Genomic DNA, 16,544 nt, shown 5'->3' with positions numbered 1-16,544 from the left:
TCTGCTCTATCGCAGCTTCGGATACCCGAGGGGGTCGCCTGATGAATCCGTTCCAGTACGACGTCGCGCAGATTCGCGAAAAGGCCCGGCTGATCCGCCGGCGCGTCATCCAGCTCAACGCCGCCTCGCCGGCCGGCGGCCATACCGGGGCCGACCTGTCGGAGACCGACATCCTCGCCACGCTCTATTTCCGGTTGCTCGACGTCGCTCCGGAACGCCTCGCCGATCCTCAGCGCGACATCTATATCCAGAGCAAGGGCCACGGCGTCGGCGGCCTCTACTGCTGCCTGGCCGAAGCTGGCTACTTTCCGCCGGAATGGCTCGACACCTACCAGCACTTCGATTCCCACCTGCCGGGTCATCCGGTGCGGCAGAAGACCCCCGGCATCGAACTCAACACCGGCGCCCTCGGTCATGGCCTGCCGGTAGCCACCGGTATCGCCCTGGCCGCCCAGCGCGACGGCAGTCCGCGCCGCGTCTATGTGCTGACCGGCGATGGCGAGCTGGGCGAGGGCTCCAACTGGGAGTCGGCGCTGACCGCCGCCAAGTATCGGCTGGACAACCTGACGGTGATCGTCGACCACAACCGCCTGCAACTGGCCGGCCCTACCGCCGAGATCCTGCCGCTGGAGCCGCTGCCCGAGAAGTGGCGCGCCTTCGGCTTCCATGTGGTCGAGTGCGACGGCAACGACGTCGCCCAGCTGGTGGAGGCCCTGGAAGCCCTACGCGAACACCGCGGGCAGCCCCAGGTACTGATCGCCAATACCGTGAAAGGCAAGGGGGTTTCCTTTATCGAAGGCAAACCCGAATGGCACCACCGGGTGCCCAAGGGCGACGAGATCGCCGCTGCACTGGAGGAGCTCGACCATGGCCACTGATACCCAGACCCCGGGCGAAGCCCATCTCGCCAGCGTCATGGTCGAGGCCTTCATCGCCGCGGTGGACGCCGGCGTCGACCTGGTGCCGGTGGTGAGCGATTCCACCTCCACGGCCAAGATCGGCCCCTTCGTCAAACGCTTCCCCGAGCGCCTGGTCAACGTCGGCATCGCCGAGCAGACCCTGGTCGGGGTGGCGGCTGGCCTGGGTCTCGCCGGCAAGGTAGCAGTGACCTGCAACGCCGCGCCCTTCCTGATCTCTCGTGCCAACGAGCAGGTCAAGGTGGACGTCTGCTACAACAGGGCCAACGTCAAGATGTTCGGCCTCAACGCCGGGGCCAGCTACGGTCCCCTGGCCAGCACCCACCACAGCCTCGACGACATCGCCGTGATGCGCGGCTTCGGTAATGTGGAAATCTATGCCCCGGCCGATGGCGCCGAGTGCCGGCAGATCGTCGAGCATGCCCTGGCCCATGACGGCCCGGTCTATATCCGCCTGGATGGCAAGGCGCTGCCGGATCTGCACGGACCCGACTATCGCTTCGCCCCCGGTCAGGTGGATGTCTTGCTACCCGGGCATGACGTCAGTCTGGTGGCCCTGGGCTCGGTGGTCCACGAGGCGGTGGAGGCCGCCCGGTTGCTGGCCGAGCAGGGCATCAGCGCCCAGGTGATCAACCTGTCGTCGATCCGTCCGCTGCGGCGCGAGGCGCTGCTCGAAGCCCTCTGCGCCACTCGCACGGGCGTCGTCACGGTGGAAGAGCACAATGCCAACGGCGGGGTGGGCAGCCTGGTGGCCGAGGTCATGGCCGAGGCCGCCCTGGGCGTGCCGCTGATCCGCCTGGGCATCGCCGATGGCGAGTATGCTGCCGCCGGGGCTCGCGGGCCGACCCGCGCCAAACATGGCATCGATGCCGCCGGCATTGTTGCGGCGGTGCAGCGCCTGAGCTGAACCTCAGGCGTGCGGAACTAGAAGAACAACAGGAGCTGCCATGGCCGCCGAGCCGCTGATCCTCGCCCTCGACGAGGGCACCACCAATGCCAAGGCGATCCTGGTGGATCGTGCCGGTCGGGTCGTGGCCCGCGGTTCCCGGCCGCTCACGGTCCAGCATCCGCAGGCGGGTTATGCCGAGCAGGATCCCCTGGCCATCTGGCAGGCCCTGCAGGGTGCCATCGGTGACTGCCTGGCCCAGGTGGACGCACCCCTGGCGGCTATCGCCATCAGCAACCAGCGCGAATCCGCCCTGGCCTGGGAGCGCCGTAGCGGCCAGTTGCTCGGTCCGCTGGTGAGCTGGCAGTGCAAGAGATCCCAGCCGCAGTGCGAGGCCCTGCATGCTGCCGGTCACGGCGAGGCGATCCTGCAGCGCAGCGGTCTGGCGCTGGACCCGATGTTTTCCGCCGGCAAGTGGCGCTGGCTACTCGATCAGATCCCCGACGGCACGGCCCGCGCCGCCGCGGGCGAAATCTGCCTGGGCACCGTGGACAGCTGGCTGCTCTGGCAACTCAGCGGTGGCACGAGCTTTCTCATCGACGCGGCCAATGCGGCCCGTACCCAGTTGCTCGACCTGCGAGGCGGCGACTGGGACCCGCAGCTGCTGAGCCTCTTCGACATTCCCCGGGCGGCGCTGCCGGAGATCCGACCCAGTGCCGGCTACTTTGGCGAGACCCGCGCCCAGGGCCCCCTGCCAGCCGGTCTGCCGATCCTGGCGATGATCGGCGATTCCCATGCGGCCCTGTTCGGTCAGGGCGGTTTCGTCCCGGGCAAGGTCAAGGCCACCCTGGGTACCGGTTCTTCGCTGATGACACCCATCGCCGAGCCGGTGGTGTCCGCCCATGGCCTGGCCACCACCCTGGCCTGGCGCCTGGGGGATACTCCGACCTTTGCCTTGGAAGGCAACATCGTCCACACCGGCGCCGCGGTCGGCTGGACGGCTCGCCTGCTGGGCAGTGCAGGGGACCTGGATGTGCTGGCCGCCGAAGCCGCGGCGCTGCCGGACAACGGTGGCGTCTACTTCGTCCCGGCCCTGGGTGGCCTTGGCGCCCCGCACTGGCGGGCCGAAGCCCGTGGACTGTTCTGCGGTCTGGGTGAGAACTGCGGGCGGGCGCACCTGATGCGCGCGGCCCTGGAAGCCATCGCCTACCAGATCCGCGATGTCTTCGACGCCATGCAGCAGGACAGTCCGACGCCCCTGGAAGAACTCCGGGTGGATGGCGGCGCCACGCGCAACGAATGGCTGCTGCAATTCCAGGCCGATCTCCTGCAGCGTCCGGTGATCTGCAGCCTGTCGCCGGAGGTCTCGGCGCTGGGCGCCGCTCATCTGGCCGGTCATGCCCTCGGCTGGTGGCAGGACGCCGCGGCACTGGGGGATCTGGAACGCCCGCGGCGGCGCTACGAGCCCCGTGCCAATGCCGTGCCCGAGCTGTACGCCGGCTGGCGCCAGGCCCTGGCGCGAACGCTGCTGTAAACAAGGCCGCAGGTTGGGTTGAGGCGGCTCCATTGGCGAAGCTCAACAATGCGGATTCGACCTGGGCACCGTTGGGCTTCGCTGCGCTCAACCCAACCTACGAGCGGGTACGTCGTGCCGAGGGGCGACCTCACCCCAACCCTTTGCCAAAAGGAGAGGGGCTAGACCGTAGGTTGAGGCGGCTCCATCGCCGAAGCCCAACAACGCGGATTCGACCTGGGCACCGTTGGGCTTCGCTGGGCTCAACCCAACCTACGAGCAGGTACGTCGTGCCGAGGGGCGTCCTCACCCCAACCCTTTCCAAAAAGGAGAGGGGGCTAGATCGTAGGTTGGGTCGAGGCGGCTCTATCGTCGAAGCCCAACAACGCGGATTCGATCGGGACACCGTTGGGCTTCGCTGCGCTCAGCCCAACCTACCGGCCACCGTAGCGTGGAAAACGGCGCAGCCTTTTCCACTGGGGCATCGTGACGAGGTGCTGCCTTCACCCCAACCTACGGCCATCCATGGGGGTGGCTCAGGTCGGCAGGGTCATGAAGATCTGGGTGCCCTGACCGGGGCGGGAGACCACGCCGATGCGGCCACCGTGCTGGCGGATGATTTCCTTGCACAGGGCCAGGCCCAAGCCGGCGCCGCCCTTCTGGCTGCCGATCTGTACGAAGGGCTCGAACACCCGGCCCTGCTGGGCATAGGCGATACCTTCACCATTGTCCTGCACCGCCATCAGCAGCTGGTCGTTCTGGCGCAAGGCCTGGATGACGATGCGCCCGCCCGCCGGGGTATGGCGCAGAGCATTGCTCAGCAGGTTGTCGAACACCCGGCCCAGTTGCTTGGGATCCAGGCTGACCCGTGGTAGCGGCGTATGCAGCAACTCGACGGCCAGCTCGACATCGCGCTCGCGGGCCTCGTCGGCATGGCGGCCGCGGGCCTCTTCGAGCAATTCGGCGATTTCGCTCGGCAGCTTTTCCGGGCGCTGCAGGCCGCTCTGGTGACGGGAGTAGTCCAGCAGGTCGTTGATCAGCTGCACCAGCCGATGGGTCTCCTCGTCCACCGTCTGCAGCAGATAGGCCTCGCGTGACTCCGGTGCCACCTTGAGGCGCTCGCGCAGGAGACCGAAGGCCATGTGCATGCCGGTGACCGGGGTGCGCAATTCGTGGGAGGCGCGCAGGACGAACTCGTTGCGTACCCGATCGAAGGCCCGCTGTTCGGTGACATCGCGCAGCACCATGAGCGCACCCACGCTGCGGCCATCGGCGTGGTTCACCGGCGTCAGACTCCAGGCCAGCAGCCGAACCTCGTCGTCGACCCGGATCTCCAGGTCTTCCGGGGCGGCATTCAGCGCGCCACCGGCCAATACCCGCTGCACGCTGGCCTCGATCTCCGGCCGTTCCAGGGCGGCGATCAGGGATTCGCCCAGGTGGTTCTCGTTCCAGCCCAGCTGGCGGCAGGCCACCGGATTGGCGTGCTCGATGTTGCCCTGGGGATCGAGGATCACCAGGCCGTAGTCGATGCTGTCGAGCACCGCCTGCAGGCGCCGCTGCCCGGCCACCAGGGCCTCGACATTGGTCTGGCTGAGGCGGTGCAGGGCCTGGGCCATGTTGCCGAAGCGACGGCTGAGCAGGGTGAATTCGGCGATCTGGGAGGTGGGGAGCTGGACGTCGAAATTGCCCTGGCTGATGCGCTCCGCGGCCTTGGCCAGGCCGTCGATGGGACCGGTGAAGCGCTTGGCGATGCCGTTGGCGGTCACCACCCCGGTGACCAGGATGGCCACGCCGATCAGCGCCAGCAGCATGGCGATGATCACCGCCCGATCATGGGCTTCGTCCTGCATGCGCTCCAGGGTCACCACATAGCTTTTCTGCAGGTCGTAGATCCTATTGCGCAGAGCGTCGAGGGTCTGCTGGAAACCCGGATCGGCGCGCAACTGGTTGTAACCGCCCGGCGGCGACCGCAGGTAATCGGCAAAGCGCTCATAGCGACGCTTGACGTCTTCCAGCACGGCCAGCTGCTCGGGCTTGTGCATCTCGCCCTGGACCAGCTGCAGGTTCTGCTCGAAGCGTTGCTGGGCGGCGACCAGGGATTGCGGATCCGGAGCGCCATCGAGCATCTGGAACAGGCTGTTGCTCAGCTCCTGGCGCATGTTCAGCGTCAGGTTGATGAAGTCCAGGTTGCTGCGGGTCTGGACGCTCTGCTCGCGAGCCAGGTGCAGGACGCTGACCAGTCCCACCAGCAGCCCGATGAGGGCCACGGCGATCAGCGCGGAAATGCTGAGGAAGAGGCGGGTGTGCAGCTTGATCGGCAGTTTCATAGCCCGTACTGCTTACGTTTTCGATAGAGCGTGGAGGCATCGATGCCCAGGGTCCTGGCGGCTTGGTCGAGGGTCTCGCTGGTAGCCATCACCGCAGCGATGTGGGCCCGTTCCAGGGCTTCCAGGCTCAGCGCCTCGCCGACCCGCGGGGCGCTGGCGGCGCCACTGTTGGCCGGGCTGTCACCCATGCCCAGGTGGCTGACGTCCACCAGATCCTGGCCGCAGATGATGCTGGCGCGTTCGATGACGTTGCGCAGCTCACGGACGTTGCCCGGCCAGCCATAGTTGCGCAGGGCTTCCAGGGCCGCCTCGCTGAAGCCGTGGGCAGGACGGTTGTAATCCTTGACGAAGCGGGCGAGGAATCGCTCGGCGAGATCGACGATGTCTTCCTTGCGTTCGCGTAGTGGCGGCAGGGTGAGCACGATGACATTGAGACGATAGAGCAGGTCTTCGCGGAATTCGTTTTCCGCCACCATCTGTTCCAGGTTGCGGTTGGTGGCGGCAAGGATGCGCACGTCGGCACGGCGTGTCACCGGATCGCCAACGCGTTCGTATTCCTTGTCCTGGATGAAGCGCAGCAGCTTGGGCTGCAGGGCCAGGGGGAAGTCACCGATCTCGTCGAGAAAGAGGGTGCCGCCATCGGCCTGGCTGACCCGGCCGAGGGTGCTCTCGCTGGCCCCGGTGAAGGCACCGCGGGTGTGGCCGAACATTTCGCTTTCCATCAGATCGGCGGACAGCGACGGGCAGTTGATGGTGACGAAGGTCTTCTTGGCGCGCCGACTCCAGGCGTGGATGGCCCGGGACAGTTCGCCCTTGCCAGAGCCGGATTCACCGAGGATCAGCACGTTGGCATCGGTGGTGGCGACCTGCCGGGCGGTCTCCAGGATGCTCATCATCGCCGGACTGCGCGAGTCCAGGCCGGCGCTGGACTTGCGCACCTCGCCTTCGAGGGCTTCCAGGCGCGCCGAGAGCTGACGGAATTCGAGCTGCTTGGCCGCGGCCATGCGCAGCTGATCGGGGCTGCAGGGTTTCACCAGGTAGTCGGCGGCGCCGGCCTGCATGGCATCCACGGCGGTATCGATGGCCGAGTGGGCGGTGACGATCACCACCCGCATCCAGGGCGCCTGGATGCGCATCTGCTGCAGGACGTCCAGACCGTTGTCCGCGCCCAGGCGCAGATCGAGAAAGCAGAGATCATAGACCTGCCGCAAGAGCAGGGCCTCGGCCTGGGCCGCGCTGTTGGCCGTGGCGACGCTATAGCCGGCGTCTTCCAGGCAGAAACGAAAGGTACGCAGGATGGCGGCTTCGTCGTCCACGAGCAGGATGCGACCGCTGGTTTGTTCCATGACGGGAGAACTCCGGGCCAAAGGGCCGAAACGCACTAAAGGACAGGGCTGGCAGTTAGTCCATGATACATCGTGCAAGTTGCAATCCGCAGGGCTACTGGATGATCCATTTGCGGTCTTGTAGCCATCGTGCAGATCGCAACCCGAAGGGGCGAGAACAACAAAAAGGCTGTTTTTATGACAGCCCAACGTGCTTTTGCGATGACCGTTGCCGTTGCGCCTGGCAGGGAACAGGCCAGGCGCCCTCCCGTTACCCTCTGGCCATCATGCAAAACGCAATGCGTCAGGCGTTGCACCTTGCAAGGTGCATGTGCGAAGAGCATGGGTTGAAAACATAAGTTATTGTTTTTAAAGGTAAAAACGATTTTTAAAAAGCTGGCACGTAGTCTGCAATCTTCTTGGCAAGCCGGCCTTAGGGCCAACGGACTGCAGGAGAGACCCGATGATCAGCCAGACCCTTCGCAAGCACTTGGTAGGTACTGCGCTCTTCGCTTGCTTCGCTAGCGCCGCCGTCGCTGCCCCCCAGGGCCAGGACGTCAGCCGCGAACAGGCACTCATCGCCTCCACCCGCATTGCTGCCCAGGCCATGGTGCCCGCAGCCAAGCCGCTGGCCAGTCAAGGTCGTGGGGAACTCAAGGCCATCCCGGCACAGTCCAATGGTGACCGCCTGGTGAAGCAGACCCGCTGGGTATTCTGAGGTCATGGCCATGATGTGGATGCTGCTGATGATTCTGTTGTTCGCTGCAGCGGCGGTCGTGAGCATCGGTATGTTGCTCAGTGCTTTGATGATGGGTCGTGCGCTCAATCAGACGCACAACCTCAACGGTTTGGATCTCGATCTGACCGATGTGGAACCACGGATGGCGAGTCTGGATACCCAGGATTTCGCTAATAAAACCAATGCTCGCTGGACAGGTGCTGTCGTCCGCTGAGTGCACTTGCAATACATAGGAGAAACACCATGCTGAGCTGGGCTATCACTTTCCTGATCATCGCGATCATCGCAGGCGTCCTGGGTTTCGGTGGCATCGCCGGTACCGCCACCAGTATCGCCAAGATCTTGTTCGTGCTGTTCCTGGTGCTGTTCGTGGTGTCGTTCTTCATGGGCCGTCGTCGTCCCTGACGCCAGACTCATGAGCGAGACAAGCTGCCGGTCGTGACGACCGGTGGCTGAGGCTCTGTCATCGGATTGCAGCTTTAAGCCGATTCAATGGACATCCTCGAAGTCGTCTCCCAACCGGAGACGCATGGGCCACATGGTCGGGACGCTCTGCAGTAGGGGAGGGTTCCAAGAGTACAGGGAGTACTTTCGCACTCGTAGCGGACTGGGCTGGTTACGACCATACCCCTGAATTCGACCGGTTTCGTCTGTTATCGAAACCTGCCGACGTCAGGGGTATTGTCGTTCTAGGGCCAGTCATCCGAGTTGCGATGGCGCTCAACCCTGCCAGAAGGCATCCCACCAGGACCGTTCGCCCCGAACGTCTTCCAGGACCACCGTGCAGGTGGTTCCAGCCGCGAGCAGCAGGCCCTCCGGTAACGGGTCCAGAGCGATGCGTACCGGTACCCGTTGGGCCAACCGTACCCAGTTGAAGGTGGGATTCACGTCGGCCGTGAGTTCGCGGCTCTGGGGATTGTCACGGTCGTAGATGCCACGGGCGATGCTTTCCACATGGCCATGCAGCGTCTGGCCGCTCATCAGCCGCATCTCGGCGGCCGCGCCCACCCGTACATAGGGCAGCTTGGTCTCTTCGAAATAGCCATAGACCCAGAACGAGTGGGCGTCGATGACGGCCAGCTTGGGCGCGCCAGCAGCGGCGTAGTCACCCTTGAACACCGACAGGTTGGTCACATAGCCGTCGACCGGCGCCAGGACGCGGGTGCGCTTGAGGTTGAGGCGTGCCGATTCCAGCTGGGCCTGGGCCTGGCGCAGATCCGCTTCGGCGGCCAGGGCAGCGGCACTGGCGTCTTCGCGGTTCTCGCGGGAGACCACCAGGCTGTCGATGTCGGCACGGCGCCGGGCATTCTGCTGGCGCATGGCGAGAGTCGCCTTGCGGGCAGCGACCGAGGCCTCGGCCTGATGCACGGCGATTTCGTAGTGCTCTGGATCGATCTGCAGCAGCAGGTCGCCCTTGTTGACCCACTGGTTATCGCGCACGGCGATCTCGGTCACCAGACCCGCCACGTCGGGCGCGATGGTGATGACCTCGGCGCGCACCCGGCCGTCACGGGTCCAGGGATCGTTCATGTAGTGCACCCAGAGCAGCCGCCCGAGGATCAGCGCTAGGCAGACCACCAGCAGGGTAAAGAGCACGCCGAAGAGTTTCTTGAGAATCATGGCAGGAGTCCTAGCGATAGACGCACAGCGCCAGGGCGCAGTAGAGGCAGATGAACAGGGCCAGGCGCAGCAGCGCCGGATGCCAGACGACGTGATAGAGGCCGACCGCGGCCAGCACTCGGTCCAGCGCCCAGGCGAGCAGGGCGGCGACCAGGAACAGCACCGTCACGGTGGGCAGATAGAGGCCATGGAAGGCGATTTCACGGGGCATGGAGGATCTCGTGATAGCGGGCCAGCGGACCCTGGGGATCGAGCAGGGCGCTGCGGATGAAGTGCAGATCGCTCTGCACCTGGCGCAGGGGCGACTCGTCATAGGGCAATTCCGGCGGTTCGACCACGGCCGCGACGGCGGCCAGGGCAGCGTCCACGGCAGCCAGGGCCCGACGCAGGTTTTCCGCTCCGGGCTTGAGGAAGAGGCGCACCAGGGCGCGACCGAGGACGCGGATGGCCTGGCGCCAGGCGCTGTGCTCGGCATAGCGGGGTGCCCCAGGCAGGCGTAGCTGCAGCTGGCGCAGCTCGATCACCGCGTGACCGATTTCCAGTACGCAAAAGGCCCAGCCGATCAGGCGCCGCTGAGCCTCGCCCTGGCCGGCGCTGACGCCATAGGCCTGGTTAAGCAGGTCGCGGGTCTGGCCTTCGAAGGCCGGCGCCAGGTGCGGCAGCGGGGCGCTCACTGCGCGCACCAGCTGCCGACGCAGGTCACGCTCCAGGCGCCGCCATAGCCAGGGGCTGTTGGGCGGCAGCAGCACCGCCGAGACCGCTGCGGTGATCACCATCGACAGCACCACGGCGATGCCGTTGTTGATGAAGGCGTAGGCATCGTAGACCGGCGGATTGTCGGGCAGCGAGGTAAAGCAGAAGAACACCAGGCAGCCCAGGCCATAGCCCATCCAGCCCGGCCGCAGGGAGATCCAAGTGCCGAGCATGAACACTGGCGCCAGGGTCAGCAGCAGCAGCGGTAGACCGGCGATCCAGGGAAAGACGAAGAAGGTCAGGAAGAAGCCCAGCAGGACGCCACCGCTGGCGCCAATGGCCATCTGCAGCGCCGTGCGCTTGGGATCGGGCGAGGCCGAGGCCAGCGCCGAGACGGCGGCGGCGTTGAGCGCCAGCATGCCGCCACTGGGATAGGCGCTGGCGATCCAGAAGGCGCCCAGCACCAACACCAGGAAGGCGCTACGGATGCCAGTGACCGCTGCGCCCAGGGCGTTGGCCTTGGCCACGAAGCGCGGCTTCCACTGCTCGCGACTGTGCCGCGGCGCCGCCAGGGAAGCATGGGTCTGCAGGTAGTCATGCCATTCGCCGGTGAAGCGGAAGAGCAGCTCTACGGCCGTCTCGAAGTCCCGCCGGTCCAGCTCGCTCAGGGGCGGCAGCTCGGCGCGCAGGGCGCGAATGCGCGGTCGCAGGGCCTGGTGCAGGGCGTCCAGCCGGGCGGCGGCGGCGGGCGCGGCGCTGTCGCTGAGGGACTGGCCCCGCCACTCCTCGAAGAGGTCGATCAGCGGTGCCCAGAGGCGTTCCAGCGCCACCAACGGCGCCGCGGCTTCACGCTCGCGCAGCCGCATCAGCAAGCGGCTCAGCGCATGCAGGCGGGTGGTGAGGCCCATGAATTCGGCATTCAGCCGCGCCAGGCGTCCGCTGCGCATGCGCATGTGCGGATCTTCGAAGGCCGAGGCGCTGCGCAGGCTTTCCAGCCCTACCGCCTCGGCGGCCAGACGCACGCCGGCGGCCTCCAGGGTGGCGCGGTCGAGGCGGCCACGCAGCACGTCGGCCGCCAGGCCGGCAAAGCCGCCCATGCGTCTATAGAGGGCCGCGCGCATGGCCGTGGCGCTGGTCTGCGGAAAGACCGCGGCGCTCACCGCGCCGCTGCAGAGCACGCCCAGGGTGATGGCCAGTACCCGCATCACCGCCGACATGAAGGCGGTATCGGCGTTCAGGGCGGCGGGAATGCCGATCAGCGCGGCGGTATAGCCGGCCAGCATGCAGGCATAGCTGCGGAAGTCGCGGTAGCGCGCCGATCCGGCCACGCACAGCCCGATCCACAAGGCCAGAAAGATCAGGAAGGGCACCCGCTCCTGGGCGAACAGGGCGATCAAGACCAGCATCACCGCCAGCCCCAGCAGGGTGCCCATCACCCGGTAGAAGCTCTTGGCCAGAACCTGACCGCTCTGCGGCTGCATGACGATGAAGACGGTGATCACCGCCGAACTCGGATGCGGCAGTTGCAGGCGCATGGCCAGCCACAGGGTCAGGCTGGCGGCGAGCAGCACCTTGGCCTGGTACAGCCAGAGGCTGCCATCGCTGCGCGCCCAGGCGCCCAGGGCCTGGCGCAATGGCGAGTGGGTGGCCGCGTGGGTACTCACCGCGCGGCCCGCTCGACGGCCACGCGGGCCGGCACCAGATCCTGGTCGTCCGGCCCGCGTTCGAGGTCCGCGCCGCCGCCGAGGGCGACCAGGGCGCCGGCCTGGGCGGCCAGGCGCAGGGCGTGTACCTGGGCGGTGACGCGCTGCTGGGCGAACAGCCGGGTCTGGGCGTCGAGCACGTGCAGGTAGTCGGTCAGGCCGCGGCGGAAGGCCTCGCGGGCGATGTCATAGGTGCGCTGGGCCTCCTGGCTGGCCTGGTCGGCGAGGGTGGCCTGCTTGGCGGCCGAGTCGGCCTTGATCAGGGCATCGGAGATGTCCTTGAGCGCATCCACCAGGGTCTGGTTGTAGGCGCTGACCGCCAGGTCGTAGGCCGCCGATTCCGCGCCGAGGCGACTGCGCAGGGCGCCACCGTCGTAGATCGGCAGAGAGAACGCCGGGCCTATGAAGGAGCCGGTCTTGGCGTGAGTCAGCATCTCGCTGAGGCGGCCCAGAGTCAGGAACTGGCCGACGTTGGCCACCAGGTCGATGTTGGGATAGAAGCTGGCCCGGGCCACGTCGACGCCCTTGGCCGCGGCCGCGATCTGCCAGCGACGCGCCACCACATCGGGCCGCTTGCCGACCAGTTCCAGCGGCAGGCGGCTGGGCAGCCGCGGGGCCGCGCCCAGGGTCAGCCGCGGTCGTTGCAGGCGGGCGCCAGCACCCGGGCCCTTGCCGGCCAGGGCGGCCAGTTGGTTGCGATCCAGTGCCAGGGTCTCGTCCAGGGCTTCCAGCTGGCGCTCGGTCTCGGGCAGCAGGGCGCGCGCCTGGCTGACCTCGAACTGGGTGCCGAGACCGCCGTCCAGTTGCCGCTGGGCCAGGTCGGCCAGCTGCCGCTGCTGCTCCAGGGTGGCGGCGAGGATGTCGCGCTGGTCATGGTGCAGAGCGAAGCCGATATAGCTGCGGACGATGTTGCCGGTCAGCTCCAGCTCGGCGGCGCGCACCTCGGCGGCGGCCTGGTGGGCCTGGTCCAGGGCCTGGGCGCTGGCGTCGCGCTCGCGACCCCAGAAGTCCAGCGCATAGCTCAGGCGCAGCTCGGTATTGTTGTTCCAGGTGGTGCGATCGGACAGCTCGCCCGGGCCATAGAAGCCGTCGGTGGGCCAGCTGTAGCGCTTGAAGGCACCCTTGGCCTCCACCTGCAGTGCTTCGCGGGATTCGGCCAGGCCCGCCAGGGATTCGGCGCGGCGCACCCGGGCGGCGGCCGTGGCCAGGCGCGGGTTGTCCGCCAGGGCGCCGGTGATCCAGGCATTCAGCTGGGGATCGCCATAGGCGCGCCACCACTGGCGCTCGGGCCAGGCGGCCTGCCCGGCGGCGGCGCGGATGGCGGCGTCGGTGGCCAGTGCCTGGTCGTCGAGACGCTGCGCCTGGGGGGCATTGTGACCGGTACCGATACAGCCGGCCAGCAGGGTCGCGAGGGCGACCACCGTGAGCGCAGGCCAGACTCTGCAAGAGGAAGGCGACACGTGGGGATCCATTTGCAACAGGGCCATACCCGCGCGGGGCGTCGAGAAGCGCAGCGAGGGTGGCGAGATGAGCTGGAACTGAAGAGGACGCCAGCGAACGGGACGGTCGATGGACGTTACCATTAGGCTGCTAACGATTCTATAAAATTCCAGGGGAGCCGATTAGCGCGCCAACTGGCGAATCTTTGTTTCACATACTGAAATAATATGGAGAATGGCGCTTTTCCAGACTGTCGAGGCGGCATGGACACCCTGCACAACATGCGCGTTTTCGTCGCCGTGGTGGAAAGCGGCAGCTTCACCGGTGCGGCCCAGACGTTGCAGACCACCACCGCCCATGTCTCCCGGGCGGTGGCCCATCTCGAAACCCATCTGCGCACCCGGCTGCTGCACCGCACCACCCGGCGCATCGCCCTGACCGAGGCCGGTCAGCGCTACCTGGCGCGCTGTGAGCAGATCCTCGCCTATGTCGAGGAAGCCGAAGCCGAGGCCGGGCATGCCCAGGCACGCCCGGAAGGGCGGTTGCGGGTGCACAGCATGACCGGCATCGGTCAGCACTACGTGATCCGCGCCATCGCCGGCTATCGCGCCCTGCACCCCGAGGTACGCTTCGACCTGACCATGGCCAACCGTATCCCCGATCTGCTGGAGGAGGGCTTCGACCTGGCCATCGTGGTAGCCGTGGAGCTGCCCGACTCCGGTTTCGTCTCCCAGCAGATCGGCCAGACCTACAGCATCCTCTGCGCCTCGCCTGCCTATCTGCAGGAGCACGGCCAGCCGCAGACCCCGGCGGAGCTGGCCGATCACGCCTGCCTGAGATTCATCAGTCCCGTGGTCTCCTTCGACCGCTGGCACTTCGAGGGTCCCAACGGTCCGGAAACCTTTCGCATCGGCGAGACGCCCTTCCAGGTCAATGTCGGCGACGCCATGACCGAGGCTCTGCGCCAGGGCCTGGGCATCGGCGTGCTGCCGCTCTACTCGGCGGTGGACGGCCTGCGCGACGGCAGCCTGGTACGGGTGCTGCCGGCCTATCGCCTGCAGCGGCTCAACGCCTATGCCCTCTATGCTTCGCGGCAGTACCTGGACGCCAAGATCAGAACCTGGGTCGCCTATCTGCGCGAGGAGATCCCCGGGGCGCTGGAAGCGGACGAAGCCTTCGTACGCGCCGCCAGTAAAGTCGTCGGCCCAGCGCATTGAGATCGGCAGGGTGCTTGGACTAAGCTCGGGAAGACCGCGCCCCATGCGCGGTCATAGTTAGTAGGCTATTGAAATATCGCCCGGTATCGCGGTCCTGAGGGCGACAGGACGGCTTCCTCCCGGCACGCTTGCGTGTCGCCGAGGTCCATGTCCCGAGTCGGTGGCGACGCCGACGGACCGCCGTGCAGGACGGCCGGATCATGCAGGCGGTCAGGGACCGCCGTCAGCGCCACAGGAGTCCAATGAGCGCCACAGCAGGACCCACTTTGAGATTCGCCGACCAGCCGCTCAAGGGCATCGCCCTGATCTGCCTTGCCGTCTGGCTGTTCGCCTCCCACGACGCCCTCTCCAAATACCTCTCCGGCTTCTATCCGGTGGTCATGGTGGTCTGGGCCCGCTATCTGTCCCACACCCTGCTGATGATGGGGATCTTCATCCCGCGCTCGGGCCTGGCGGTGATTCGCACCAAACGCCCGGGATTGCAGGTGCTCAGAGCCCTGTGCCTGATCGGCTGCAGCCTGTTCTTCACCACCGGGCTGCGCTACCTGCCGATGGCCGAAGCCACGGCGGTCAACTTTCTCGCCCCGCTGATGGTGACGGCGCTGTCGGTACCGCTGCTCAAGGAGAGTGTCACCCGCAGCCAGTGGGCGGCGGTGCTGGCGGGCTTCGTCGGGGTGCTGATCATCGTGCGGCCGGGCGGCCAGCTGTTCACCCCGGCGGTGCTGCTGCCGGTCTGCTCGGCGGTGTGCTTCGGCCTCTACCAGCTGCTGACGCGGCTGCTCAGCGGCATCGACAGCCCCACCACCAGCAACTTCCTCACCGGCATCATCAACACTCTGGTGCTGAGCAGCGTGGTGCCCTTCTTCTGGGAGATCCCCACCCTGACCCACGGCTTCATGCTGGCCTTGCTCGGCCTCTTCGGCATGTCGGGCCATCTGCTGCTGACCCAGGCCTTCCGCTATGCGCCGCCAGCGCTGCTGGCACCCTTCAGCTATGGCCAGATCGTCACCGCCGGCATTATCGGCTACCTCGTCTTCGGCCATGTGCCGGACAGCGGCGCGCTGATCGGCATCCTGATCATCTGCGCCAGCGGCCTGGCGGTGGCCTGGCAGCAGAGCCGCAAGGCGTCCAAAGCCAAGAAGGCTCGGGCGGTGCCGGCAGCGCAACCCGAGGCGCTGCCAGAGGTGGTGGCCGATGCCGCCGCGGGCACCCCGGCTCAGCGCAGCCCGTAGTCGGCGATGATCCCGACGAGGATCGCCAGCCCGGCCCAGTGGTTGTGCAGGAAGGCCTTGAAGCACACCAGGGGGTCGCGGTCGCGGGTGACGTGGAATTCCCAGGCGAAGCAGCCGGCCGCCACCACCAGGCCCAGGTAGAAGGGCAGGCCCAGGCCGAAGCGGCCACCGGCCAACGCCAGGCAGAGCAGGGTCAGGCCCTGCAGGGTGGCGATGATCACCCGGTCGGCGTCGCCGAACAGGATGGCGGTGGACTTCACCCCGATCTTGAGATCGTCCTCGCGGTCGGCCATGGCGTAGTAGGTGTCGTAGCCCACCGTCCAGATCACGTTGGCGACGAACAGCAGCCAGGCCGCGGCCGGCAGCTCGCCGGTCTCGGCGGTGAAGGCCATGAGCATGCCCCAGGAAAAGGCCGCACCCAGCACCGCCTGCGGGTAGTAGGTGTATCTCTTCATGAAGGGATAGAGCGCGGCCACGCCGAGGGCGCCGAAAGATAGCCAGACGGTGGTGGCGTTGGTGCAGAGCACCAGGCCGAAGCTGATCAGCACCAGCACGGCAAAGAACAGCAGGGCCTCCTTGGGCGAGATGCGTCCGGTGGCCAGGGGGCGATTCTTGGTGCGGGCGACGTGGCCGTCGAAGTTGCGGTCGGCGAAGTCGTTGATCACGCAGCCGGCCGATCTCATCAGCACCACGCCGAGCACGAAGATCACCAGGTTCTTCAGGCTCGGCACGCCCTCGGCGGCGATCCACAGCGCCCAGAGGGTGGGCCAGAGCAACAGATAGATGCCGATGGGTCGGTCCAGCCGGGTGAGCTGGACGAAGTCGCGGATGCGCTCGCTACGAGGGCGCGTGGCGATGACCCGGGCACTGGGCTCGGGGCCGCGGGGCGCGGCAGGACGGCGATCGAGGGGGCGGGAAGCGTTCTTTTTCAT

Annotated in this window: 14 protein-coding genes and 2 pseudogenes; 8 read left to right on the top strand and 8 right to left on the bottom strand. The window is 66.8% G+C overall.

The genetic code is table 11. The features are described 5' to 3' along the window. Positions 1-41: 41 nt before the first annotated feature. Genes ACUCV0_RS12035 through ACUCV0_RS12025 form a run of 3 tightly spaced genes read left to right on the top strand, consistent with a single transcriptional unit; the run spans position 42 to position 3,337 of the window. On the top strand, positions 42-878 hold the full coding sequence (locus ACUCV0_RS12035) for a transketolase (protein WP_482212800.1): 837 nt from the start codon (positions 42-44) through the stop codon (positions 876-878). Further along, on the top strand, positions 868-1,824 hold the full coding sequence (locus ACUCV0_RS12030) for a transketolase C-terminal domain-containing protein (RefSeq protein ID WP_313649268.1): 957 nt from the start codon (positions 868-870) through the stop codon (positions 1,822-1,824). The genes ACUCV0_RS12035 and ACUCV0_RS12030 overlap by 11 nt, the downstream gene beginning before the upstream one ends. A 40-nt stretch (positions 1,825-1,864) precedes the next feature. Beyond that, entirely contained in the window at positions 1,865-3,337 is a 1,473-nt protein-coding gene (locus tag ACUCV0_RS12025; protein WP_482212799.1) for an FGGY family carbohydrate kinase, read from the top strand. 515 nt (positions 3,338-3,852) lie between these two features. Here the strand turns inward: ACUCV0_RS12025 and ACUCV0_RS12020 are convergent. From ACUCV0_RS12020 to algB, 3 genes and pseudogenes are all read right to left on the bottom strand, one after another. Continuing rightward, positions 3,853-4,161, bottom strand: a pseudogene (locus ACUCV0_RS12020) (sensor histidine kinase); the annotation flags it as partial. A 165-nt stretch (positions 4,162-4,326) separates the two neighbouring features. Continuing rightward, positions 4,327-5,643: pseudogene (locus ACUCV0_RS12015) on the bottom strand (KinB sensor domain-containing domain); the annotation flags it as partial. Beyond that, on the bottom strand, positions 5,640-6,989 hold the full coding sequence (gene algB / locus ACUCV0_RS12010; RefSeq protein WP_482212798.1) for a sigma-54-dependent response regulator transcription factor AlgB: 1,350 nt from the start codon (positions 6,987-6,989) through the stop codon (positions 5,640-5,642). The gene algB and the pseudogene ACUCV0_RS12015, both read right to left, overlap by 4 nt. A 442-nt stretch (positions 6,990-7,431) precedes the next feature. On the opposite strand from algB, the gene ACUCV0_RS12005 reads away from it, so the two are divergent. The 3 genes from ACUCV0_RS12005 to ACUCV0_RS11995 are packed head-to-tail and all read left to right on the top strand — an operon-like array spanning position 7,432 to position 8,112. Then, complete coding sequence (locus ACUCV0_RS12005; RefSeq protein WP_007160204.1) at positions 7,432-7,686, top strand: hypothetical protein; 255 nt, start codon at positions 7,432-7,434, stop codon at positions 7,684-7,686. 10 nt (positions 7,687-7,696) lie between these two features. Next, positions 7,697-7,921 (top strand): hypothetical protein, encoded by a 225-nt coding sequence (locus tag ACUCV0_RS12000; RefSeq protein ID WP_174523120.1) that lies wholly within the window; start codon positions 7,697-7,699, stop codon positions 7,919-7,921. 29 nt (positions 7,922-7,950) lie between these two features. Beyond that, positions 7,951-8,112 carry a DUF1328 domain-containing protein gene (locus tag ACUCV0_RS11995; protein ID WP_007160206.1) on the top strand — a complete coding sequence of 54 codons (162 nt, stop codon included), beginning with the start codon at positions 7,951-7,953 and terminating at the stop codon, positions 8,110-8,112. Positions 8,113-8,427: 315 nt separating this feature from the next. On the opposite strand, the gene ACUCV0_RS11990 is transcribed toward ACUCV0_RS11995, so the two are convergent. From ACUCV0_RS11990 to ACUCV0_RS11975, 4 genes are read right to left on the bottom strand one after another with little or no spacing between them, the layout of a single operon-like run. Further along, positions 8,428-9,327, bottom strand: a complete 900-nt coding sequence (locus ACUCV0_RS11990) for an efflux RND transporter periplasmic adaptor subunit (RefSeq protein ID WP_482212797.1) — start codon at positions 9,325-9,327, stop codon at positions 8,428-8,430. A gap of 10 nt (positions 9,328-9,337) precedes the next feature. After that, positions 9,338-9,538 carry a DUF1656 domain-containing protein gene (locus ACUCV0_RS11985; protein WP_007160208.1) on the bottom strand — a complete coding sequence of 67 codons (201 nt, stop codon included), beginning with the start codon at positions 9,536-9,538 and terminating at the stop codon, positions 9,338-9,340. After that, positions 9,528-11,684 (bottom strand): FUSC family protein, encoded by a 2,157-nt coding sequence (locus ACUCV0_RS11980; protein ID WP_059313069.1) that lies wholly within the window; start codon positions 11,682-11,684, stop codon positions 9,528-9,530. The genes ACUCV0_RS11985 and ACUCV0_RS11980 overlap by 11 nt, the downstream gene beginning before the upstream one ends. Beyond that, positions 11,681-13,183, bottom strand: coding sequence for an efflux transporter outer membrane subunit (locus tag ACUCV0_RS11975; RefSeq protein ID WP_482212796.1), 1,503 nt, complete (start codon positions 13,181-13,183; stop codon positions 11,681-11,683). The genes ACUCV0_RS11980 and ACUCV0_RS11975 overlap by 4 nt, the downstream gene beginning before the upstream one ends. A gap of 243 nt (positions 13,184-13,426) precedes the next feature. On the opposite strand from ACUCV0_RS11975, the gene ACUCV0_RS11970 reads away from it, so the two are divergent. Together ACUCV0_RS11970 and ACUCV0_RS11965 are read left to right on the top strand one after the other, a co-directional pair. Further along, positions 13,427-14,380 carry a LysR family transcriptional regulator gene (locus tag ACUCV0_RS11970; RefSeq protein ID WP_059313070.1) on the top strand — a complete coding sequence of 318 codons (954 nt, stop codon included), beginning with the start codon at positions 13,427-13,429 and terminating at the stop codon, positions 14,378-14,380. Positions 14,381-14,622: 242 nt separating this feature from the next. Further along, complete coding sequence (locus tag ACUCV0_RS11965) at positions 14,623-15,612, top strand: DMT family transporter (RefSeq protein WP_059313071.1); 990 nt, start codon at positions 14,623-14,625, stop codon at positions 15,610-15,612. Here the strand turns inward: ACUCV0_RS11965 and ubiA are convergent. Continuing rightward, positions 15,597-16,544, bottom strand: a complete 948-nt coding sequence (gene ubiA / locus ACUCV0_RS11960; RefSeq protein ID WP_059313072.1) for a 4-hydroxybenzoate octaprenyltransferase — start codon at positions 16,542-16,544, stop codon at positions 15,597-15,599. The two genes, ACUCV0_RS11965 and ubiA, sit on opposite strands and share 16 nt — an antisense overlap.

The sequence above is a fragment of the Pseudomonas sp. VMV1 genome, assembly GCF_056790235.1.
This window is presented reverse-complemented; position numbering and strand designations above follow the sequence as displayed.